We start from the raw sequence: 22,293 nt of genomic DNA, 5'->3' as shown, positions 1-22,293 counted from the left end.
CGGCTCCTTACAGCTGTGAACTCCGCCGAGTCTTTTGATCTCTTTGCTTACCGAACCGACCACGTTACCAACTTCCGGGTGCGCAGTTCCGGCTCCTCGTGAAATTAACGATCTATCAGGTCCGCAAGAACAGCCTCGGTGTCCCCGCTCAACTGCGGCGCTGGCATGGCATCTGCCACCGGAGTCCCACCGAACGCCAACGGCACTCTTGGCGCCAGGACTCGTCCGACACCCGGCTGGTCGATTTCGGTGAGCATCGGGTTCTCTGTCGAGCACCTAGGGTCAGAGGTCACGAGCTCCTCGAACGTTTGGAACCCGCCGACGAGCACTCCGGCCTCGGCGAGCAGCTTCGTCGCGTCCTCGGAGTCGTGCGCGGTGAACCACGGTCGCACCACCGCATCGATAGCCTCACGTGCCTCGAACCGGCCGCCCTCAGTGTTCAGGTCGACGTCGAGCAGCGGACCGATCATTTCAAGCTTCTCGCCCAGCCCTGTCGCCTTCCCCAAACCCCGCCAGTGCTTGTTCGAGATAACGACGACCATCACCTGACGGCCATCCGCGCACTCGAACGACTGCCCATAAGCCCCATACAACCCGTTGCCCAAAGCACCACGGGTCTTGCCCGTCGCCTGCACCTCCGCGATATAGCCGAGGTTGCCCACGGTGGCGAGCATGACATCCGACAGAGCCAGGGTGATCTCCTGCCCCTTACCCGAGGAACGACGATCGAGTTCGGCAGCCATGATCCCGTTAGCGATATAAAGTCCCGCAGCGACGTCCCAGGCCGGCAGCGCATTGTTCACTGGCCGCTCATCGTCACCGGTGATGATTGGGAACCCACTGGCGGCATTGACCGTGTAATCGACCGCCGGGGAACCGTCGTGCCACCCGCCCAAACGCAGCATGACAAGGTCCTCTCGATGCCGCTTGAGATTCTCATAGCTCAACCACCCGCGAGCCGGCAGATTCGTAATCAGCGTGCCCGCCTCGGCGATAAGGTCGGTGGCGATCTTCTGCCCCTCCTCCGACTTCAGATCGAGCGTGACCGAGCGCTTCCCCTTATTCAGGGACGCCCAATAGATCGAGGTGCCGTCATCGCTGATCGGCCACCGGTTCGCATCGATATTCCCGCCGATCGGGTCGATGCGGATGACATCGGCACCGAGCTGCGCCAAGGTCATTGCACCCAACGGGGCTGCGACGAACGCGGAGATCTCGACGACTTTGAGGCCGGTCAGTGGTGCGGGGCGGGTGTCGGTCATGGTCGTTCTCCTCAGTTGTTCGTGCTCACGGTCGCGGCGATGGCCGTCTTCCCATCCGAGGCGACGGCCTGCAGGTCATGGACCCCGGGTTCGGTCTCCCTGCCGACGAGGTGGATCTGTTCGTTCGCGAACAACGGGGACTTCGCGGTGAATCGATATTCGGTCACAGCCGCCTCGGGGTGGGTAGACATGAACGCATCCAACAGCCACGTTGCCGTCAACGGACCGTGGGTGACAAGCCCGGGGTAGCCTTCGATCTCGGTGACGTACGGGTGGTCGTAGTGGATGCGGTGGGAGTTGAACGTCAGCGCCGAATAGCGGAAGAGCATGACTTCATTCGGTCTGACCGAACGCGTCCAGTCCCAGCCCTCCGGGACTGCACTGTCCGTTCGCGGGGGCTTTGCTGCCGATCCCTCCGGCGCCGGGTTGGCTTCCCGGTAGACGATCGTGTGCCGATCCGTTGTCGCCAGGGTTCCGTCTGCCGTGATCTCATGGCGCAGCTTCACGAAGCACAGGGGCCCGGTGCTGCCGGTCTTCTCGGTGATCGACTCGATCGTCGTCGTGCGTTCGATGCTCTGTCCGGGCAGGATCGGGGCGTGGAAGGTCAGGTCGCTGCCGGCCCACATCCGCCTGGGCAGAGGCACCGGGGGCATGAACCCGCCAAGCGCGGCATGCCCGTCAGTTCCGAGGTCACTCATCGGTACATCGTCTTCGGAGAAGTGCAGCCAGTGCCCGAGCGGGAACAGGGGTGCCGCCGGGTCACCGTCACGGCCGAGCAGTGTCGCCAGACGTGCGGCACGTTCCCCATCGGCGGTCTCGGTGGCGGTCGAGGTCCGGCCGACCCAGTCTTGGAGGTTCGTCTCACTCATCGCAGTCAAGTTCCTTACGGTAGTTCGAAATGTGCGCCCACAGTGGCCTAATTGCTACGTGACGGGGGCGCAGATACCTGGCGCCAGGTTGCTGGGCCGCCGTCAGGTAGTAATTGGGGTTAGCGGCCGAGGAGTTCGTCGGAGATGATGCGCATCTGGATCTCCGACGAGCCCTCGAAGATCTTCGTCAGGCGGGCATCACGCCAGTAGCGTTCGACAGCGAAGTCCGTCGTATACCCGGCACCACCATGGATCTGCACCCCCTCCGAGGTGACCTTCTCACTCATCTCCCCGGCCAGGTACTTCACCATCGCCGCTTCCTTGTCACACCGGCGACCGGAATCGATCTGCGTGCACACGTGATACATCAGCTGCCTCGAGGCTTCGATCTGCGCGGCCATGTCCGCGACCTTGAACCGCAGATGCTGGAAATCAGCCAACGGGTGCCCGAACTGCTCACGTTCCTTCAGATACTTCACCGAGTCCTCGAGAGCCGCTTGAGCCAGACCGATCGACCGCGCCGCCGTGTGCGCACGACCGACCTCGAGCCCGGACACTGCCTGGTAAAATCCACGCCCTTCCTCACCGAGGAGGGAATCGGCGGGGAGGACGAAGTTGTCGAACGACAGCTCCCAGGTCTTCCACCCGTGATACCCGATCTTCTTCGCCGGCGCCCCGGAGATACCCTCAGGGAAAGTGCCGCGTTCCTTCTCGACGAGGAACACCGAAATCCCCCGATGCCGCTTCTCCTCCACACTCGTGCGGGCGAAGAGGACGATGTAGTCGGCCTGATCGGCATACGTACACCACATCTTCGTGCCGTTGATGACCCAATCACCATCAGCATTGCGTTCGGCCTTGCACCGCAGATTCGCCACATCCGACCCAGCCTCAGCCTCGGACAGGGCGAACGCACCAAGGTACTCACCACTGGCCACCTTCGGCAAAAGCCTCGCTTCCTGTTCGGGCGAGAACCCACCGCCCATCCCGTTGCCGCGAGCGAGCAGTCCGGCCACGGACATCCAGGCACGGGAGAGTTCCTCGGCCACAAGGCAGTACTCGAACACCCCGAGCCCCAGGCCCCCGTATTCCTCAGGGATGAGGATGCCGAAGAACCCCATCTCCGCCATCTGTTTGACCATCGAATCCGGGAACTGCCCCTCAACCGGGTCGAGTTCGTTGGCGATCGGCAGGACGACATCACGGGCGAACTCGCGAGCCAGAGCTTGGATCTCGAGGCGTTCCTCGGTCATCATGTGCGGAGTGTCCGGACGCGGACGCGGCTTATGAGTCATCTTCTGCCCTTTCTGGGGTCGTCATACCTACTTCGATTCGTATCACTGTCCGACCGCCGCCGGCTGAGTCGCCCATTCGCGGAGGACGGCGGTTTTGATCTTCGAGCCGTTCGTTCCCGCGGTCACGGGCATGGTCTCGACGAGTCTGACCTCGGTCGGGACCTTGAAGCTGGCGAGCTGCTGCCGGCAGTACTGCCGGATCGCCTCCGGCTCGGGAGCGGTGCCGGGCACCGGCTGGACGAAAGCGACGACTTCGGGCTCGCCGGCATCGCTGCTGCGCCCGACGACCTTGACCAGCTCAATGTCCGGGTGGGTGATGAGGTGCAGCTCGATCTCGGCGGGATCGACGAGGAATCCGCGCAGACGGATGACGTCCCCCATCCGGCAGACGTATTCGAAAGCCTCAGGCCCTTGCGCGCGCCCGAGGTCCCCCGTCTGGAACCATCCGTCGGCGGTGAAGTTCTTCCGTCCTTCTCCCCGATCGCCGAGGTAGTGGTCGACGACGTTGGGACCGCGGAGTTGGACTTCGCCTTCCGAACCGTCGGACACGGGTTGGTCCGTGACCGGATCGGCGATGCGGTATTCGTAGCGAGGATCGACGAGGCGACCGCCGCCCGAGTACCGCAGCTCTTCCGGTGTGTCGTTCGGCCAGAACGACGTGAGTGCGAAGACTTCGGAGGATCCGTAGACGCCGACGGTGTGGGTGCCGAACCGCTCGGCCGCCCAGTCGGCGATGTCGGCGGACATTCCTTGGAAATCGGCTACTCCTGCCCACCGCCACGATTCGAGTTTCGTGCCCGTGTCGTCGCAGGCCTTGCGCACGCGGGAGAGCATGTCGTCGGCTCCGACGAAGTGTGAGCCGGAGAAGGTGCTCCAGGCTTCGACGAGTTCCTGTTCGTCGAAGACCGGGTGGAGGAGGACGGCTGCTCCGCCGAAGAGTGCTCCCATTCCTGCCGAGTATCCGAAGACACCCGAGTACGGGAGGGGTTCGACGAGGACGTCGCCGGCGGTGAAACCGATTCGAGCGGCGACCTGTTGGGAATGGGTGATGACCGCTGACTCACGGTGAGCCGCGAGCTTCGGCATCCCGGTCGAACCTGAGGTCGTGAATGCGACGGAGAGTCGTGATTCTTCGGGTGCGGCCTCGGCGAATGATGCCTCTGTCTGATCCGCGGCTGGCGACTCCGCGGGGACGAGGACCGCCCCGGCTCCGAGGTCGTAGTCCGCGATCGCGGGTTCGCTCGCGGCTCCCGGCACCGCCCAGACGAATGCCTTCGGCGGGGTGAACGGCTCTCCCGGGGAACGATCCTGCTGGGCGGAACTCTCCTGCTCCACCTCGGCGATGGCTTTCTGCGCGGTGTCGAGGAAATCGAGGTTGCGGAATCCGTGGGCCATGACGAGCACGTGCGGGCGGGCCTTGGTCAGGACATGCCCCACCTCGGCGACGTTGTAGCGGGTGTTCACTCCGATCACGTGGGCACCGAGCGCGGAAGCCGCGAACTGCCATGCATAGGTGTCGGACCAGCTGGGCAGCCAGACCGCGATGCAGTCGTTCGGGCCGACACCGTGATCGGCGAGCAGGCCGGCGAAATCGTTGGTGCGGGCCAGCAGATCCGAGACGCTGATGCGCACGTGCCCGGATTCGGCTCCGTCACGAACGGCACCGGTCGGCACCGGATCGATGAGGGCCGTCCGCTGTGGGTCGGTTTCGGCCCAGGATTTCAAGTGGCCGTAGAGAGTGGCGGGCGAAGTCATGAGTGGGCAGCCTCCAGTTCTTCGGTCTTTCGGTCGGCACTGCCGGTATCGGCACTCCCGGTATCGGCATTGCCGGTATCGGCACCGCAGGTGTCAGCACTGCGCACCCAGGAATCGACCGCCTCAACGAAGTCCGGCATCTCCTCCATCGGATAGTGCCCGATTCCCGGCAGGAGGACGAATGTGCCGCGAGGGATGGACTCTGCGTCACGGCGGATCGCCGCGGTGTCGATCCACAGGTCGTCCTCACCGGCGACGAGGATCGTCGGGCAGGCGACACCGGGCAGTCCCTCATTGACGTCGTGGCGACCCCAGCCGATGAGATCCGAGTTCGACACGATCGGATCTTCTCGGCAGTGCATGCGGGCGATGATCTCCCGCTGCTCCTCGTCGACGGCCGACCCGACGACTGCCCGGGTCCCCCAGTAGGTGCGATCACCGCGGGAGGGCGTGGAGATGTCGACGAGTTCACGTGTCAGCCCGCGCAGCGACACATGGCCGGGACGGGATCCCGCGGCCATGGCGATGGCCGCGATGATACGGTCACCGGCGCGTACGGCCAGGTCGATCGTGATCTTGCCGCCGATCGAGCAGCCGACGGCGACGAACCGATCGATCCCGAGCTGGTCGAGCACGTCAAGACCGAATTGTGCGTATTCGCCGAGGTCGGTCACCGGGCCGTTCTTCGCCGGCTCCGTGCGACCGTGTCCGGGCAGGTCGGGAACGATGACCCGGTAGCCGTGGGCGGCGAGGTCCGCCGCCACATGACGGTACTGGACTCCGGACTGTCCCGCGGTGTGAACGGCGAGCAGCGGCGTCGCGTCGATGTCACCCCAGTCCTCGACGAAGGCGATGCGGTCGTCGATGATCAGCTGGTGAGCGCGGAGGGTCGTCGCTGCCGGAGTGTTCGTGTGGTTCGGGGTCGTCATCTCAGGCCACCTGCAGATTCGTGTCGAGGTTGGATTCGGAGCCGGCATATCCGGCTGTGACAGCCATGGCTCGGGCGTGGTCGATGATGCGCATGAGTGCGCTGGTCATGCGCAGGTATTCGTACCCGGATCCTGTGGACCGCATCTCCCCGCTCATCGCGGTCTCCATGAAGCGGTTGCGCTCTGCGGTCATGAGGTCGATGAAGACGTCGCCGGGGATGGAGAGCACGAAGTCGGCGCCGAGGATGGAACGGGAGACGACCTCGAGCACGTGGCCGCGGTAGCACCGGATGTGCACGGGGCGACCGCCGATGGAAAGGCCGATCGTTCCGTCGTAGGCCTCGATGAGTGTGGAGAACTCGGAATCGTCGCGCAGGCGATCGCGCAGTTCGCTGTTCCACCCGGCGCTGCCGGGGCAGAACAGTTCGGACACCTCGTCGGTGTTGTCGATGGCTTCGGCGAAGGCGAAACGCACCGAGGCGGAATAGGCGGCATTCCCTTCGAGCTGGGCTGTCACTTCGGTCCGCAGCTCCCGCCCCTTCTGGGACTGCACGGCGGTCACCACCGCCGAGGGGGTGACGAGTTCGCCGAACTCGGCCTGGACCGCTCTGTTCGTCTCCAGCTCAGCCGAAACCAGTCGGACCGCCTGCCCCAGCTCCTGACCGATCGCCTCGGCGACGGAGTCGGCCAGTGCCAGGGGACTTGCCGCGGCCAGTGCGTCAGCATCGGCGAGCAGTCTTCGACCGGGTTTGAACGGGGTAGTCATGACTGTTCCTTCCAGGTGTGCTTATGAGAGCGGGTGAACTTATGAGTAGATTGGTGCCCATGGAGGACACCCCAGCCAACGCGAACCGGCGGCGAGCAGCGCCGAGATTCATCGACCGTGACACGGTTGTCCACGCTGCCCTCGAGGTGTTCTCCGCCCAGGGTTTCCACGGCGCATCGACGCGGCAGATCGCGAAGGCGGCGGGCACCTCCCTGTCGAATCTCTACAACTACTTCGGATCCAAGAGCGAGATCCTCGAGTTCGTGCTCGAAGAGACGGCGCGAACCCTGGCCGATTCCCTCGAGGAAGCGGTCGGCGCAGCGGGAACGATCCCGCTGGCGAGGCTTGAGGCGGCGGTGCGTGCCTACGTCGATTTCATCGTGGCCCAGCCGCGCGCCTCGGTGGTGGGCATCACCGAATTCCGCTACCTCGAGGGGGAAAACCGCGCCGAGGTGGTCGCCGAGAGAGACAGGACGGAAGCAGTGTTCCGGGCAGCGATCGGTGACGCTGTGTCCGCCGGAGAGTGCGAGGTGCGCAATCTCGGCTCGGCGGTGCGCGGCGTCGTCACCCTCTGCAACTCGATGTCGACGTGGTACCGGCCCGACGGCGAACTCTCGCCCGCCGAACTCGCCGATCTGCAGGTCGACCTCGTCTTCGGTCTGGTCCGTGCCGCCACGCGACCTGCCTCTTCCGACTGACATCATCCGAGCCGTTCGACCGTTCGGGCGTCGGCGGCGTCGACGGCCGGTGGGAACGAGAACCGTGCCGCGTCCCATCCGGATTCGAGCGATGACCAGAAGAAGAACGAGACTCGACGCTCCTGGAAACGCCACCCGTGTGCCGTTCTCACCATCGTGTCTTCGTACCGACCGGCCGCGATCTGGGATTCCCCGTCGACGACGCAGGGTTGAAGCAGCCAGGTCGTCCCGGTCGCGGAGTCGCCGTCGAGTTCCACGGTTTCATTGGAGCTGAAGTGCCACCACGATGTCACGGTCGAGGAGTTGAGCTGCGGGAAGAACTCGAGCATCTCCGCACGACCGCGTGCAGTGGACAGGCCGACGAATGCGCCGTCGTCGGTGAACGTGTCGGCGAGGTCCTCCCAGCGACCGTCATCGAGTGCCTGGCAGTATCGGGCGCGGAGCTGCCCGATCTCATGAATGTCTTCGAGGCGAGTGATTCTCTCTTCGAGTGTCAGCGTGGTTTCAGGCATGTTCGGCCTCCTCAGCGGTAGTGGACTTGTCCGTCGCACCGAGCCGGCCGGCTTCGCGACGCTCGCGTTCTTCGATGTCGGCGGCCGTCTCATGCAGGTTCGCCTGGAAGCGTTCCCTGATGGAGTACACGGCGACGAAGGTGATCACGGCCATCGCGATGATGTAGAGGGAAACGCTCGCCGAGGTGCCGGTCGCCTCGATGAGGGAGACCATGATCATCGGCGCCAGGCCACCGGCGAAGACACTTGCGAGCTGGAACCCGAGTGAGGCTCCGAAGTAGCGAACGTCTGCGGGGAACATCTCGGCGAACAGTGCCGCCTGGGGCCCGAACATCATGGCGTGCAAGGTGAGGCCGACGATGATGGCTGCGGCGACGAGGATCGGGTTGCCGGTGTCGACGAGCCAGAAGAACGGGAACGCCCACACGGCCATGAGAACGGTGCCGAGCAGGAAGATCTTGCGGCGGCCGTGTCGGTCCGACCAGGCTCCGAAATAGGGGATTGTGAAGATCTGAGTGGCGACGGCGAGGCAGACGATCATGATCATCGTCGTCTGAGACAGCCCGACATTCGCGGTGCCATAGGACAGCATCCCGGAGATCATGACGTAGAAGGTGCCGTTGACCACGAAGAACGCACCAGCGGCCTGCAGAATCTGCTTCCAGTACAACCGCAGCTTGCGGCCGAAGGGCACGCGAGGCATCGTCTGACCGGCGGTCGCGGCCTCAGCCTTGGCCTGCATCGACTTGAAGACAGGGGTCTCTTCGATCTTCATCTGCACGAAGATTCCGACCGCGACGAGGAGGATGCCCGACAGGAACGGCACACGCCAGCCCCAGGCGATGAAAGCACCTTCATCGACGAAGAGCAGGATGCACAGGAAGAAGGCATTGCCGATGATGATGCCGGCAACGGTGCCCAACTGGACGAGGGAGCCGTAGAAGCCGCGACGCTTCAGCGGTGAATGCTCGGTCAGCAGCAGCGTGGCGCCGCCCCATTGGGCACCGACGCCGAGTCCTTGGACCAGGCGGGCGGTCACCAGGAGGATCGGCGCCCAGATTCCGATCGTCTCGTAGCTGGGCAGCAGTCCGATCGACGTTGTGGCCAGTCCCATGACGATCATCGAGGCGACGAGCGGTCCCTTGCGACCGAATTTGTCGCCGAGTGCACCGGCGATGATGCCGCCCACGGGGCGGGCGATGAAGCCCACCGCGAGAGTGCCGAACGAGGCGATGGTTCCCAAGGCGCCTTCGAGCGAAGGGAAGAATACGTGACCGAAGACGAGCGCCGAGGCGGTCGAATAGATGAGGAAGTCGAACCATTCGAGCGCTGTCGCGATGACGGATGCGCCGGCGAGGCGAGTCATCTTGCCCTCATCGGGCATGTCGAGTTCGGTCGCAGTCGTGCCGGACGTGGTCGTGTCAGGACCGGTGGGTGGGTTGGATGATGGATGCATTTTCACTCCTCATTGAGCAGGGAAGAACGTTCGTTCTTGTATGCTGAGTATGACAGAGGCACCCCGCCCAGGCAACAGGCATCCGATTTCAGCCCCTGATCCAGGAGGAGCACGTGACCACGAAGCACACCACCGACAACAGCCTCTACCTCGAGGATCTCGCGGTCGGCCAGGTCTATCGGTCCCCTTCGAGGACGCTCTCGGAGGCCGACCTCACGATGTTCTCGATGCTCTCCGGCGACTGGAACCAAGTCCATGCCGACGCCGAATACATGCAGAATCAAGGCGGACGCCTGCTGCACGGCGCCTTGGGAATCGCCGTCATCACCGGCCTGATGGACCGGGCCGGCTGGTTCGCTCAATCGGCCATCGCCATGACCGGACTCGACGAGTGGAAGTTCCTCACGCCGCTGCGCATCGGAGACACAGTGACGGTCGAGATGGAGATCCTGTCGTGTCGGAGGGTCTCCGCCGGAGACAAGGGGTTCGTCGACCGGCGCTTCACCCTGCTCAATCAGCACGGCGAGAAGGCGCAGGAGGGGAGATCCGGATTCCTCATCAAACTGGCACCTTCCACGCCGTGACCGAACAGGGCTGATGCCCCTCAGGCCTTGTTCCGGCCGATGAGCTGCTTGGCGATGACGTTCATCTGGATCTCGTTCGTGCCTTCGCCGACGATCATCAGCGGAGCATCCCGGTAGTAGCGTTCGACGTCGTATTCGGTGGAGTATCCGTAACCGCCATGGACGCGGATGGCGTCGAGGGCCACCTCGGCGGCCATCTCCGAGGCATAGAGCTTCGCCATCCCGGCCTCCATATCCACCCGCGCCCCCGAATCATAGGTGCGAGCAGCGTGGAGGACGAGCTGCCGGGCAGCCTCGAGCTTCGTCGCCATCATCGCGAGCTTGTTGCCCACCGACTGGTGCTTCCAGATCGGTTTGCCCATGGACTCACGTTCCTGCGAGTACTTCACGGCATCGTCGAGCGCCGCCTGCGCAACGCCGAGCGAGCGGGACGCGACCTGGATGCGGCCGATCTCGAGTCCCTTCATCATCTGCTTGAACCCGACACCCTCGGCCTCACCGAGCAGCTGCGACTGCGGCTGCCTCAGTCCGTCGAAGGACAACTCGCAGGTCTCGACGCCCTTGTACCCGAGCTTCGACAGATCCTGGGAGACGGTGAAGCCTTCCCCCTTCTCCACGAGGATGATCGAGATGCCCTTATGACGGGGCTCGGCTTGCGGGTCGGTCTTGCACAGCAGCGCAATGAGGTCGGATTTCCGGGCGTTCGTGATCCACGTCTTCGACCCGTTGATGACGTAGTCGTCACCGTCCTTCGTCGCAGTGGTGCGCATCGCCTGCAGGTCGGATCCGCCGCCGGGTTCGGTCAGCGCCATCGTCGCCCGCAGCTCACCGGTGGCCATCCGCGGCAGGTACGTATCCTTCTGCTCATCGGTGCCGTATTCCTGGAGGAGCTTCGCGACGACGGTGTGCCCGCCCATCGCACCCGCCAGGGACATCCACCCGCGAGCGAGCTCGGCAGTGATGAGCGCATACGCCTCGGTCGAGACCTTGCCCATCCCCCACGGCTCGTCGATGGCGAGCCCGTAGATGCCCATATCCTTCATCGTCTGGATCCACGCTTCGGGATATTCATCGGCGTGCTCGACCTTGTTGACGCTGGGTTTGACCTGTTCGTCGATGAATTCGGCGACCAGATCGATCATCATCTGCTCTTCATTGCTCACTGGCATGCGGGCTTCCAACTCCTCGATCATTGAGGGCACCACGCGGAGGCGGTGCACGATGCGAAAACCCGCTCGGCTGGTGTGCACTGCGCGTGCCCTCGTGGGACCAGGCCATGTGCACGGTCGTTCTCGTCGGCGAGCTCTCACCATTAGTTACATATACATTACCAATGCCATGCAATTATGTGCACTTGCATCAACAGTTGAATTGGTCGCCGGCGCCGCCCGACTGGTCAATGAAACGCACCGACGGACGACCCGAATACGCCCACTCAGCGTGCGATGCTTCGCCGCGCCCATGCGGTCTCCACCCGATCACCGCCGTCCAGTCCGAATGGAGCCTGTGGTCGCGTGATGTCGAAGACCACGTGGTGCCCGCCTGCGCCGAGCTCGGGGACGGGTTCGTCCCGTACAGCCCGCTGGGTCGCGGCTTCCTCACCGGCACCCTGACGAAGGACCAGGTGGCCGGCGATGTCCGCGGCAGGACCGCACGCATGGGTGAGGCGTGGGATGCCAATCAGCGGATCGTCTCCATCGTCGACAATCTGAGGTGGATCAGCTTCGGGCGGGAGTGAGCACAGCCGGGCGCTCTCCCCGATCGCGTCGGCACCCTCTGCCTCATCGGCATTTTCTAATGTAGAGTAGAAACTGGTTCGCAACGACGCGAAGAAAGGTCGTCTCCCATGGCACTCAAGCGCACCCTCTACGATGACACTCACGAACAGTTCCGCAGCCTCGTCCGCGAATTCGTCGAACGCAACGTCGCAGACAACGCAGCGCGTTGGGACGACGAGGGACAGGTCGACCGCTCCCTATTCACCGCCGCGGCGGAGGCCGGCATCCTCGGCTTCGGCGTGCCCGAGGAGTTCGGGGGCGGAGGAAACGAGGACTTCCGCTTCAACGCAATCATGAGCGAAGAGCTCGCTCGCAACCCGGTCTCCAGCGGCATGGGGTGCATCGCGCTCTCCAACGACATCACCATCCCCTACTTCACCGACCTGACGAATGACGAACAGAAGCGGCGGTGGCTGCCGGGAATCGCCTCGGGCGAGCTCATCACGGCCATCGCCATGACAGAGCCCGGAACCGGCAGCGATCTCGCTTCGATCCGCACCACCGCGCGGCGCGACGGAGACGACTACATCGTCAACGGCTCGAAGATCTTCATCTCCAACGGCCAGAACGCCGACCTGGTGGCCACCGCGGTGCGCACCTCGGAGGACCCGCACAAGGGCCTCAGCCTGCTCGTCGTCGAAGGCGACACCCCGGGGTTCACCCGCGGCACGAACCTCGACAAGGTCGGCCTCTCTGCCCAGGACACGAGCGAGCTGGTCTTCGAGGACGTGCGCGTACCTGCGGCGAACCTCCTCGGCGCCGAAGGCTCGGGGTTCCTCGGACTCATGCAGAACCTGCCCCAGGAACGCCTGTCGATCGCCCTCGCCGCCGTCGCCTCGAGCGAAGGAGTCCTCGAGCGGACCCGCACCTATGTCACCGATCGACAGGCATTCGGTCGGCCCATCGGCACATTCCAGAACACCCGCTTCGAGCTAGCCGAGATGACGACCGCAACCGCCGCCAGCCGCGCCTACATCGACGCCGCGATCCTCGAACACTGCCAGGGCACGCTCGGTCCGGCCGATGCCGCGGCGGCAAAATTCTGGACGACCGAGCAGTACGTCCAAATCGTCGGACGCTGTCTCCAGCTGCACGGCGGCTACGGGTACATGAAGGAGTACCGCATCGCCCAGGACTATCTCGATTCGCGCATCACCACCATCTACGGCGGCACGACGGAGATCATGAAGGAGATCGTCGGCCGCGACCTCGGGCTCTGAGAACTCAGTCCGGTGCGAATGTCGAATGGCGGACGAGATCCTGCGTCGAGGAGATGAGGTCCTCGAGTGATCGAGTGCGCGGGTTCCACCATTCGACTGCCCAGTTCATCGACCCGAGCAGCAGCAGGCGGAAGACGTTGATGTCGAGGTCCTCCCTCAGCTCGCCGGCCTCCGCCGCGTCCCGGAACAGCGTCTGCCACAGTCGGCTGTAGGCACTCTCCTCCGCCGCCGGTCGCTCTCGCACCTTCTCGGGGACCTGTCCGGCATTGCGCACTGCGGCGATCGTGTAATCGGAGATGTCCAGTTCGCAGCGCAGGTGCGCCTCCACCGCCGCCAGCAGGCGGTCCCGAGGCGGCGTGTGCTCCGGCAGCTCCGCGAGCACGGCCTCGAGATGAACCCGCACCCGATGCGCACCTTCCCACATCACCGCCTCGACCAGATCGTCGCGAGAGGGGAAGTGATAGTAGATCGCCGGGGCTTGGATTCCAGCCGCCTTCGCGACATCAGCCATGCGCATCCCCGCATAGCCCTTGCGGCTGAGGACACCTGCGGCAGCATCGAGGATCCGCCCCCGAGTGCGTGCGGACTTCGAGACCGATTCGACCATGCGACCAATCTAACAGCAATTCGAAAACCGCCGAGGCGGCTCTCCGCCTCCCACCTGGCTGACGTTTTGCCCCGCATCGACGTGCGGCAAGCAGAACCGGCTCCCATCACATTTATGAATACGTATTAGAAAAATCCGTGACTTCCGTCCGTGAGGGTGCGATACTCAAGACACACCGCTCCTTCCGATCCGACGGCATCCGGCTCGACGGCTCCCGTCGCCTCCGGACGGAGGACCGACCGCCCGGGCAGGGCGGCAGACGACGAAGTTTGAAAGGTGTCACCATGGCCGATGCTGCTATTCCCTCGCAGGCCCGCCGCAATCACTGGATGAACCAGATCGCCATCCATGCGCAGATGAAACCGGATGCCACCGCGATGAAGTTCCGCGGAGAGGTCACGACGTGGCGCGAGACCCGCGATCACATGGACGCCTTCGCCGCCGCGCTTCGCCGCCGAGGAGTCGGCTTCGGTGACCGAGTCCTGCTCCTCACCCTCAACCACCCTCAGGTGGTCGAAGCGGTGTTCGCGATCAACCGCCTCGGCGCGATGGCGGTTCCGGTCAACATCCGACTCACCCCGCCCGAACTCGGGTATATCGTCGATGACGCTGACGCGGACATCATCCTCGTCGACGAGCCGCTGCTGGCGCTGATCGATGCCGTCGGCCAGGTGACCGATCGGCTCAAGCGCGTCATCGTGTTCGGGCAGGCGACCGAAGACCGGGAGTCCTATGCCGACCTCATCGCCGAGAAGATCGGAGAGACTGACTTCCCGGACGTGCCCGAAGACACCACGGCATTGATCATGTACACCTCCGGCACGACGGGACGGCCGAAGGGAGCGATGCTCGACCACATCAATCTCTTCTCCCAAGCGGTCACCTGCCTGCAGGTGAACACCATCGTCAATGAGGACATCGCCTTTCTCACCGCGCCCCTGTTCCACATCGCCGGTCTCGGGTCCATCGCCGCGAACTTCGTCATCGGCATCCCCACGGTGATGCACCCTCTGGGTTCCTTCGATCCCGTCGAACTCCTCGATGCCTGGGAACGTGAGCGCGCATCGATCGTCTTCAACGTGCCTCAGCAGTGGCAGCTCATCTGTGCCGAACCCAGCGCCCGCACCCGCGATCTCAATCTGCGCGTCATCAGCTGGGGTGCCGCACCCGCCTCCGACACGCTGCTGCGCACCATGTCGGAGACGTTTCCCGACGCGATGAATGTCGCCGTATTCGGCCAGACCGAGATGTCACCGATCACCTGCGCCCTGCGCGGTCGCGACTCCCGGCGCAAGCTCGGTTCGATCGGGCAGCCGATTCCCACGGTTCAAGCGCGCATCGTCGACGAGTCGATGAACGACGTCGAGGTCGGCGCGGTCGGCGAGATCGTCTACCGCGGACCGAACCTCATGTCCGGCTACTGGCGCAAACCCGCGGAGACGGCGACGGCGTTCGCCGGCGGCTGGTTTCACTCCGGTGACCTCGTCCGTCAGGACGAGGAGGGTTTCGTGTGGGTCGTCGATCGCAAGAAGGACATGATCATCTCGGGCGGGGAGAACATCTACTGCGCCGAGGTCGAGAACGTCATCGCCGCACACCCGAAGATCGCCGAGATCGCCGTCACGGGACGTCCCGACGAGCAATGGGGCGAGATTCCCGTGGCCACTGTCGCTCTCGCCGACGACGATGACGCCCTCACGCTCGATGAGCTCCAGGCGTGGCTGGACGACAGACTCGCCCGGTTCAAGCAGCCCAAGCGCCTCGAGATCGTTCCGGCCCTGCCCCGCAATGCCTCGGGCAAGATCAACAAGGTGCAGCTGCGCCACCCCGAACCGGCAGGAGGCTGAGGTCGCTCACCCGATGAACCCCATCACCGACTCCCGCACCTGCAGGGCGGCGAGGAATCCGAACAGGGCCAGGCAGATGCCCAGCAGCACGTTCGACCACTTCGTGTTGCGCAGCTGCGCCGGCACGGTCGACCGATTGAGGATGACGAGCAGGGCGAGCGCGAGCACCGGCAGGATGAACGCGCTGATCGCCGCGTAGACGAGGACGAGGGTGACCGGTTTGCCGAGGCTCATGATGACCAGCGTCGCGATCGAGAGGTAGACGAGGGCGCCGCGGAACTCGATCGACTTCGCCGACATCTCGTGGGCCGGTTCGTCCTGGTGCGGGTACCGGCGCAGCACGCGCAGGCAGTCGGCGGTGACGTAGGCGATCCCGGAGAACCCGCCGAGCACACTCGTGTACACCACGGCGAGGAAGCTGATGAGGAACACGAGCCGCCCGGTCTCACCGATCCGCCCGATCAGGTCATCGGCAATGGCGAACAGAGCATCATTGTCCGCAATTGTGAAGCCCTGACCGTAGAGGATGAAGGCACCGACAGCACTCATCGCCACGGCGAAGACGAAGACGAGTCCGTAGCTGATGACCAGGTCAAGGCGCACCACAGGCTTCCAGTCGGGTGTCCGCCACGCCTTCTCGCGGATCCAGAACGAGTAGGCGAGGATGCCGGTCGCTCCCCCGACCCCACCGATGAGCGACATCACCGTGATGATCGAAGTGTTCGGGAACGTCGGCACAATCGTTGCCGCGGCCACCGCTTGAGCGTCCTGACCTTGGAACACGGAGATCGCCAGGGCGAGGATGCCGAAGAACATGAGGATGCCGAAGCCCATCATCGCCTTCTCCACGATTCCGTACCGGCCGATTCCGACGAGCACCGCGGCGGAGAGGAGCACGACGATCGCGGTCGGCCAGAACGGCAGGAGCGGGAAGATCGCCTGCAGGATGCTCGTCGTCACCGCGATGACGCCGGCACCGAAGAACAGCCCGACGAGCAGCTCGGCGATGAGGAACAGGATCGGGAACGTCCGCCCGCCGAACCGGGCGAGGTGGGAGATCAGTGACCGGTCGCCGCTCATCTGCAGCCGCGCGACCGCCTCGGAGAGGACGAACTTGAGGACGATGCCGACCGTGAACACCCAGATGAGCGCCAGCCCATACTCCGCCCCGGAGTTCATCGTCGTGATCATGTCCGACGCCCCGACGCTGGCCAGGGCGAGCACGATTCCCGGACCGATGAGGCGGAGGCGTCCGGTCCATGATGTCGGCGCCGAGGCGGCGGTCGTCGTCTGCGATGTCGTTTCGGCGGACATTGGCGGGGTGGGCTCCTTCACGTGGGGTCGTCGACGCCACCGGAGACGTTCGCACGGGGCATCGTTCGCTCAGGAGAGTATGGCCGAGGTCGCCACATTCCGGAACGGAAGTCTCAACACCCGGGAAGCGCCGCTGTTTCAACCCATTCCGCAAGGTTGTTCATCGCCCGCTCAAGACCCATTCTAGTCGCCGAATCCGAGGCCGATTCGCAGTCTGCGAGCGTATATTCGACGCCATGGCTGCAACACTCGATGAAGGACCCTTCTTCCACGGCACCCGTGCCGAGCTCGCCCCCGGGGACCTGCTGACCGCAGGCTTCGCCTCGAACTACCGGCCCGAAGTGACGATGAACCATATCTACTTCACCTCGCTCGTCGACGGGGCAGGGCTCGCCGCCGAGGTGGCCGCCCTCAACTCCGGATCTCCGCACGTCTACGAGGTCGAACCCCTCGGCGACTTCGTCGACGACCCGAACGTCACGGACAAGAAGTTCCCCGGCAACCCCACGCGCTCCTTCCGCAGCAGCGAACCCCTGCGCATCGTCCGCGAGGTCACCGACTGGAAGCGCCTGAGCGAGCAGGACCTGCAGATGTGGCGCGAACGACTCGCGGCCATCCGTGCAGACGACGACAAAGAGATCATCAACTGATTCCGCCGAGGCGGCTGACCGGTCACGACGACACCGTCGCGCCCGTGGTCGAGTCGCGCGTGCCCGAACTCAGTTGTGCCGCTCAACGATGTCGAAATCGGCGCCCGTCGCATTGCGGAACTTGCCGCCCTGGGCGGCGTAGTCATCGCCGGTCTCCTGCAGCTTCGTGACGAAGAGCGGGCACACGGGCGCGACGGTCACACCACGCTCGCGAGAATCGTCGAGTGCCTCAGAAACGAGGAATTTCGACAGCCCGCGGCCGCCGAACTTCTCGTCGACGACCGTGTGGTGGAAGATGCGTTCGGTCTCCGCGTCGGGTCCGGGCAGGAAGAATGCGCTCCCGGCGACGGTCCCATCGGCGACGGCGACTTCATAGGCCTGCGCTGCTTCGTTCAGCGAGACCGTGACCTCGGCCCCGGTCTTGTCCTCGAATGTCTTCGGCATGGTTGACGCTCCTTATCTCTGCACCTGCGGGGGTGGATTCTTCCGTGCTCTGATCGTGACGTCGGGCAGCCTCGGCGCGGGGAGCCTGCTCATCCCATCGGCGTTCTGCCCTGGCCCGCCCTTGCCGACGTAGCCGTCGACGACGCCGAAACGGTCGCCTTCGGCCTGCCATTCCTCGCGGTACCGGGCGATCTCCTCGTGGGTGCGGCCGACGAAATTCCACCACATGACGATCTCTTCGGTGAACGGCTCACCGCCGATGAGGATGAGCCGACCGGGGTCGTCACTGCGATTGGCGATGCGCAGTTCATCGACGCCGATGCCCGTATAGCCGATCGATGCGACCGGCAGATCGACGTTCTCCAGGCTGATATCACCGGAATCGACGAGGAGGCCGTGCTCGAACCGCGGATCGACGGGCAGGTCGATGGCTGCGCCCGGGTCGAGGCGGATCTCGGCGCCGACCAGCGGGCTGTGCGTGCGCACCGGTGAGGATCCCTCGCCGAGGCGGCCGAGGAAGACGAGCATCTCCCCGCCGTCAAGCGGCACGGGCTCGGGTTCGAAGTGCTCGAATTCGCGTTCGGGCTGGTGGCGGGTGGCATCGGGCAGAGCCAGCCACAGCTGAACGCCGTGCAGGCTCGTCGTATCGTCGGTCGAGACCTCGGAGTGGCAGATGCCTCGGCCCGCGGTCATGAGGTTGACCTCGCCGGGCAGGACGAGGCCCGCGTTGCCGCCGGAGTCGATGTGTTGGATGGCGCCTTCGAACAGCCAACTCACGGTCTGCAGTCCGGTGTGCGGGTGCGGTGCGACGTCCATTCCGCCGGTGACGGAGACGTCGGCCGGGCCGTAGTGGTCGACGAAGCACCACGGTCCGATCAGCGAGCGTTGGCGCTGTGGGAGAGTCCGCCGCACGGTCATCGCGCGGGGCCCGCCCAGCGGCACCTCGCGGGAGGTGATGATCTCGACCGGCGAACGTCCCTGCTGGTCACAATTGGGGCCGGGCAGTCCCCCGGCCGTGCAGACGACCTGTTCGGGACGGGACTCGACGTTGCTCATGGCCACATGCTACCGAGGATCGGGGGCTGCGGGGAGGGTGCCCGCTCCCCTACCCGACCGGGCAGATCTTCGACACGAGCTGGAAGATCTCCTCCGCCTCGGCGTCGGTGACTCCGGCGAAGCCTGCGAAGATGACCTCGGCATTCGTCTCGGCCGCCTCGTCGCAGAGCCTCACCCCCGCCTCGGTGAGGGTGACGAGCACCCCGCGCTGATCCTCCGGGTCGGGTTCCTGCCTGACCAGCCCCCGCTTCTCGAGCTTGCCGAGCAGCCGGCTGAGCGCACTGCGGCTGATGACGAGGCTGCGAAGCAGATCCCGCTGTCTGACCTGAGTTGCAGGTCGGGCATTGATGAGGACGTCGAACTCATTGGCGCTCAGTTCGTGGCGGGCCCGGAACTCCGCTTCGAACCGCGTCATGAAGTCCTGGTACTTCTCCATCATCAGCCGCCATGCGGCGATCTTGATCGGGCCGTTCTGCCTGATCATGCTGCTTACGGGAGTCGTTTTGTCCATCAGCCTGTCTATCCGTCTGCGAAGTGCCGTCCAGCGTGTCGCCCGGCACATTTGTTGCACCGTCAACAAAACCGTAGTTCAATGGTATACCCGGCCTCTTTTCAGAGGCCCGTCGACCACCCCTCGACGACAGTACCCGGCATATCCCCAACGTGCCCCCGGTTGGCAGAGGTCGAGCAGAGCCGCCCCACGGCTCCGATCTCACTCCGGGGGTATCGTATTGCCTCACGCCCCGCACTTCCCACGTACCCCGCCCGGCCGGGGTCTGACTCGATCCCCGGCCGAGCGGCGTCGTGATCACCCGAACGCCGGCCGCTCAGATCTCTCGCCAGTGCAGCCGCTCCTGCCGCTTGGCCATGAACATCGCCGCACCGAGTGCCGCGAGAGCCACGATCGCACCGACGAGGTCGAGCACATGGTTGGGCGTGACCAGACCGATCGCCCCGAGCGCCAGAACGATGCGCAGCCAGATCGGCAGCGGCACGAACAGGTGCCCTTCGGCTGCGACCGCGAGCAGCGTGACCCCGATGAGCAGGATGACGGCGGCCCGGATCGTGTCCACCGCCGAGCCGTCGAGCATGAGCAGCTCCGGCTGATAGACGAAGACGAAGGGCACGATGAGCCCGCCGAGGGCCAGGCGCATCGCGAGGAATCCGGTGCGCATCGGAGACCCACCCGACAGACCGGCCGCGGCGAAGGCCGCGAGGGCCACGGGCGGGGTGATATTGGCGAAGAGCCCGAAGTAGAAGACGAAGAGATGAGCGGCCAGGGGCGCCACGTCGAGCTGGACGAGGGCGGGGGCGGCCATCGTGGCGACGATGATGTAGGCCGGGATCGACGGCAGCCCCATGCCCAGGATGATGCAGGCGACCGCGGTCATCAGCAGCGTCGGCAGGAGGAATCCGCCGCCGATGGTGACGATGGTCCCGGCCAGCTTGACGCCGAAGCCGGTCTGCGTGGCGACGCCGACGATGATGCCCACACAGGCACAGGCCACCGCCACGGACACCGCGGTCAGCGCCCCGTCGCGCAGGGCGTGGACGATGTCGAGCAGCGACATCCGGGTGCTCTTGCGCACCATCGCCGCCGCGATCGTGACGAAGATCGTCGTCACTGCGGCGAAGAGGATCGTCGTCCCGGAGAAGAAGAGCATGTAGAGCAGGAACAGCAGCGGCAGCAGCAGGTGCCCGCGTTCCTTCATCACGTCCATGACCGCCGGCAGGTTCTCCCGGCTGATGCCGCGCAGACCCTGACTCGTCGCCCGCAGGTGGACCTGGATGAGGATGCCGAGGTAGTAGAGCACGGCCGGGATGATGGCGACGAGGACGATCTGCGTGTAGGGAACCCCGAGGGTCTCGGCCATGATGAAGGCCGCGGCGCCCATGATCGGCGGCATGATCTGACCACCCACCGAGGCGGCCGATTCGACGGCTCCGGCGAAGTTGCGCTGGTAGCCCACCCGCTTCATCATCGGGATCGTGAAGGCGCCGGTGGTGACGACGTTGGCGATCGCCGAACCGTTGATCGACCCGAGGAATCCGGAGGCGAGCACGGCGACCTTCGCCGGACCGCCGCGCGCCTGTCCGGCCAGGGCCATGGCGATGTCGTTGAAGAACTGCCCCATCCCCGACTTCTGCAGGATGGCGCCGAAGAGGATGAACAGGAAGATGTAGGTCGAGGACACGCCGATGGCCGTGGAGAAGATGCCCTCGGTGGACTCGTACATGAAGGTGACGATCCGGTCGAGGTCATAGCCGCGGTGCCGGAACAGACCGGGCATCGACCGCCCGTAGTAGTCGTAGACGATGAAGAGCACGGCCAGTATCGGCAGCACGAGGCCGGTGACCCGCCGGGCCGCCTCGAGGACGAGGACGAGGCAGAGGACGGAGAAGACGACGTCGATGGTCTCGAACCGGCCGCCGCTGACGGTCAGCCGATCGAAGACGACCGCGAGGTAGACGGCGATGGCCACGGAACCGGCGATAGCCAGCCAGTCGAACCAGGGCGGGGTCGAACGCGTCTCGCGGAGGCGGAAGCGCTGGACGGCGAAGCAGAGGACGAGGATCGCGCCGACGTGGATGCCGCGGTGGACCAGGGTCGGCGGTCCCCCGAAGAGGGCGTAGTAGATCTGGTAGAGGGAGAGTCCGACGGCGAAGACCGTCAGCGGCAGCGCCCATTTCGTCGACCAGATGTCGCGTGTGCGCGATTCCCGGTCGTATTTCTCGACTGTGTCGATCGACTCCGGCGGCGGAGCCTCGGCGGGCAGTGCGTTCGTCATGGTCTTCAGTCTCCGATCACGATCATCTCGGCGTGGACGTGGTGGCCGATGGCCCGGGTCGGCAGCAGGAGCTCGCCGTTGACATAGATCCGGTGGTGGACGCGGTGGGAGTGGATCCACCGCACGGCTTCAAAGTGCTCATCGAGGCCGCAGAGCCTGACCATGTCACCGTCGAGTTCGGTCCGCGGGGCCTCGAACGGGGCGCCCGCTCCCATCAGCGACAGTTCCGTGCAGTCGAGGACGAGTTCGTCGCCGACGGCCCGGTAGTACTCCCACCAGGGAGTCTTGTCGACCGAGTGCATCCACGTCATCGCCACCTCGTCGTCGCCGTCGATGGGCACCGACCGGTACACCCGGTCACCCGGCGCCTGCTGTCGGATGACCAGCCGCCTCGGCGCGGGACCGGACACCGCCGGCGGGACGGCGATGCCCAGCCCCACCGTGGTGGCGAGCGTGAGAGCC

Annotated in this window: 22 protein-coding genes; 6 read left to right on the top strand and 16 right to left on the bottom strand. The window is 64.9% G+C overall.

Features of this window, described 5'->3' with window-relative positions:
- Window positions 1-104 precede the first annotated feature (104 nt).
- The 6 genes from QYM46_RS01435 to QYM46_RS01410 all read right to left on the bottom strand — a co-directional run bounded on the left by QYM46_RS01435 (window position 105) and on the right by QYM46_RS01410 (window position 6,876).
- The gene (locus tag QYM46_RS01435) at window positions 105-1,262 is read right to left on the bottom strand and encodes a CoA transferase (RefSeq protein ID WP_432790460.1); all 1,158 of its coding nucleotides are present in this window, start codon (window positions 1,260-1,262) and stop codon (window positions 105-107) included.
- An 11-nt stretch (window positions 1,263-1,273) separates the two neighbouring features.
- Window positions 1,274-2,131, bottom strand: coding sequence for an FAS1-like dehydratase domain-containing protein (locus QYM46_RS01430; RefSeq protein ID WP_432790459.1), 858 nt, complete (start codon window positions 2,129-2,131; stop codon window positions 1,274-1,276).
- Window positions 2,132-2,250: 119 nt separating this feature from the next.
- A complete protein-coding gene (locus QYM46_RS01425; protein ID WP_432790458.1) occupies window positions 2,251-3,387 on the bottom strand; it encodes an acyl-CoA dehydrogenase family protein in 1,137 nt (378 codons plus the stop codon).
- 81 nt (window positions 3,388-3,468) lie between these two features.
- Window positions 3,469-5,181 (bottom strand): AMP-binding protein, encoded by a 1,713-nt coding sequence (locus QYM46_RS01420; RefSeq protein ID WP_432790456.1) that lies wholly within the window; start codon window positions 5,179-5,181, stop codon window positions 3,469-3,471.
- Window positions 5,178-6,110, bottom strand: coding sequence for an alpha/beta fold hydrolase (locus QYM46_RS01415; RefSeq protein ID WP_432790455.1), 933 nt, complete (start codon window positions 6,108-6,110; stop codon window positions 5,178-5,180). Before QYM46_RS01415 ends, QYM46_RS01420 begins: the two co-directional genes overlap by 4 nt.
- Before the next feature lies 1 nt (window position 6,111).
- Complete coding sequence (locus tag QYM46_RS01410) at window positions 6,112-6,876, bottom strand: hypothetical protein (protein WP_432790453.1); 765 nt, start codon at window positions 6,874-6,876, stop codon at window positions 6,112-6,114.
- Between the two features lie 59 nt (window positions 6,877-6,935).
- Here QYM46_RS01410 and QYM46_RS01405 point away from each other — a divergent pair, with 59 nt between their 5' ends.
- On the top strand, window positions 6,936-7,574 hold the full coding sequence (locus tag QYM46_RS01405) for a TetR family transcriptional regulator (RefSeq protein ID WP_432790451.1): 639 nt from the start codon (window positions 6,936-6,938) through the stop codon (window positions 7,572-7,574).
- Between the two features lie 2 nt (window positions 7,575-7,576).
- Here the strand turns inward: QYM46_RS01405 and QYM46_RS01400 are convergent, their stop codons facing one another.
- Window positions 7,577-8,086 (bottom strand): nuclear transport factor 2 family protein, encoded by a 510-nt coding sequence (locus QYM46_RS01400; protein ID WP_432790450.1) that lies wholly within the window; start codon window positions 8,084-8,086, stop codon window positions 7,577-7,579.
- Complete coding sequence (locus QYM46_RS01395; RefSeq protein WP_432790448.1) at window positions 8,079-9,542, bottom strand: MFS transporter; 1,464 nt, start codon at window positions 9,540-9,542, stop codon at window positions 8,079-8,081. Before QYM46_RS01395 ends, QYM46_RS01400 begins: the two co-directional genes overlap by 8 nt.
- 113 nt (window positions 9,543-9,655) lie before the next feature.
- Between QYM46_RS01395 and QYM46_RS01390 the strand changes: the two genes are divergently transcribed.
- The gene (locus QYM46_RS01390) at window positions 9,656-10,126 is read left to right on the top strand and encodes a MaoC/PaaZ C-terminal domain-containing protein (RefSeq protein WP_432790447.1); all 471 of its coding nucleotides are present in this window, start codon (window positions 9,656-9,658) and stop codon (window positions 10,124-10,126) included.
- Between the two features lie 20 nt (window positions 10,127-10,146).
- Here the strand turns inward: QYM46_RS01390 and QYM46_RS01385 are convergent, their stop codons facing one another.
- The gene (locus QYM46_RS01385; RefSeq protein WP_432790445.1) at window positions 10,147-11,295 is read right to left on the bottom strand and encodes an acyl-CoA dehydrogenase family protein; all 1,149 of its coding nucleotides are present in this window, start codon (window positions 11,293-11,295) and stop codon (window positions 10,147-10,149) included.
- 230 nt (window positions 11,296-11,525) lie between these two features.
- On the opposite strand from QYM46_RS01385, the gene QYM46_RS01380 reads away from it, so the two are divergent.
- Window positions 11,526-11,864 (top strand): aldo/keto reductase, encoded by a 339-nt coding sequence (locus QYM46_RS01380; RefSeq protein ID WP_432790444.1) that lies wholly within the window; start codon window positions 11,526-11,528, stop codon window positions 11,862-11,864.
- A gap of 108 nt (window positions 11,865-11,972) precedes the next feature.
- Complete coding sequence (locus QYM46_RS01375) at window positions 11,973-13,124, top strand: acyl-CoA dehydrogenase family protein (RefSeq protein ID WP_432790443.1); 1,152 nt, start codon at window positions 11,973-11,975, stop codon at window positions 13,122-13,124.
- Window positions 13,125-13,128: 4 nt separating this feature from the next.
- Here QYM46_RS01375 and QYM46_RS01370 read toward each other — a convergent pair whose 3' ends face one another.
- On the bottom strand, window positions 13,129-13,731 hold the full coding sequence (locus tag QYM46_RS01370) for a TetR/AcrR family transcriptional regulator (RefSeq protein ID WP_169251027.1): 603 nt from the start codon (window positions 13,729-13,731) through the stop codon (window positions 13,129-13,131).
- Between the two features lie 284 nt (window positions 13,732-14,015).
- Between QYM46_RS01370 and fadD5 the strand changes: the two genes are divergently transcribed.
- On the top strand, window positions 14,016-15,578 hold the full coding sequence (fadD5, locus tag QYM46_RS01365; RefSeq protein ID WP_432790441.1) for a fatty-acid--CoA ligase FadD5: 1,563 nt from the start codon (window positions 14,016-14,018) through the stop codon (window positions 15,576-15,578).
- A gap of 6 nt (window positions 15,579-15,584) precedes the next feature.
- Here fadD5 and QYM46_RS01360 read toward each other — a convergent pair whose 3' ends face one another.
- Window positions 15,585-16,892, bottom strand: coding sequence for an Nramp family divalent metal transporter (locus tag QYM46_RS01360; RefSeq protein ID WP_432790440.1), 1,308 nt, complete (start codon window positions 16,890-16,892; stop codon window positions 15,585-15,587).
- Between the two features lie 236 nt (window positions 16,893-17,128).
- On the opposite strand from QYM46_RS01360, the gene arr reads away from it, so the two are divergent.
- A complete protein-coding gene (gene arr, locus QYM46_RS01355; RefSeq protein ID WP_432790439.1) occupies window positions 17,129-17,542 on the top strand; it encodes an NAD(+)--rifampin ADP-ribosyltransferase in 414 nt (137 codons plus the stop codon).
- Between the two features lie 69 nt (window positions 17,543-17,611).
- Here the strand turns inward: arr and QYM46_RS01350 are convergent, their stop codons facing one another.
- The 5 genes from QYM46_RS01350 to QYM46_RS01330 form a co-directional block, all read right to left on the bottom strand.
- Window positions 17,612-17,986, bottom strand: coding sequence for a GNAT family N-acetyltransferase (locus tag QYM46_RS01350; RefSeq protein ID WP_432790438.1), 375 nt, complete (start codon window positions 17,984-17,986; stop codon window positions 17,612-17,614).
- Window positions 17,987-17,998: 12 nt separating this feature from the next.
- A complete protein-coding gene (locus QYM46_RS01345; protein ID WP_432790437.1) occupies window positions 17,999-19,042 on the bottom strand; it encodes a pirin family protein in 1,044 nt (347 codons plus the stop codon).
- A gap of 49 nt (window positions 19,043-19,091) precedes the next feature.
- A complete protein-coding gene (locus QYM46_RS01340; protein ID WP_432790436.1) occupies window positions 19,092-19,526 on the bottom strand; it encodes a MarR family winged helix-turn-helix transcriptional regulator in 435 nt (144 codons plus the stop codon).
- Between the two features lie 343 nt (window positions 19,527-19,869).
- Complete coding sequence (locus QYM46_RS01335) at window positions 19,870-21,831, bottom strand: TRAP transporter permease (RefSeq protein ID WP_432790435.1); 1,962 nt, start codon at window positions 21,829-21,831, stop codon at window positions 19,870-19,872.
- A gap of 5 nt (window positions 21,832-21,836) precedes the next feature.
- A complete protein-coding gene (locus QYM46_RS01330) occupies window positions 21,837-22,271 on the bottom strand; it encodes a DUF1850 domain-containing protein (RefSeq protein ID WP_432790434.1) in 435 nt (144 codons plus the stop codon).
- Between the last annotated feature and the right edge of the window lie 22 nt (window positions 22,272-22,293).

The organism is Brevibacterium sp. K11IcPPYGO002 (genome assembly GCF_050920635.1).
Taxonomy (GTDB): domain Bacteria; phylum Actinomycetota; class Actinomycetes; order Actinomycetales; family Brevibacteriaceae; genus Brevibacterium.
The sequence above is the reverse complement of the archived record's forward strand: the minus strand, read 5'-3'. Positions and strand labels throughout refer to the sequence as shown.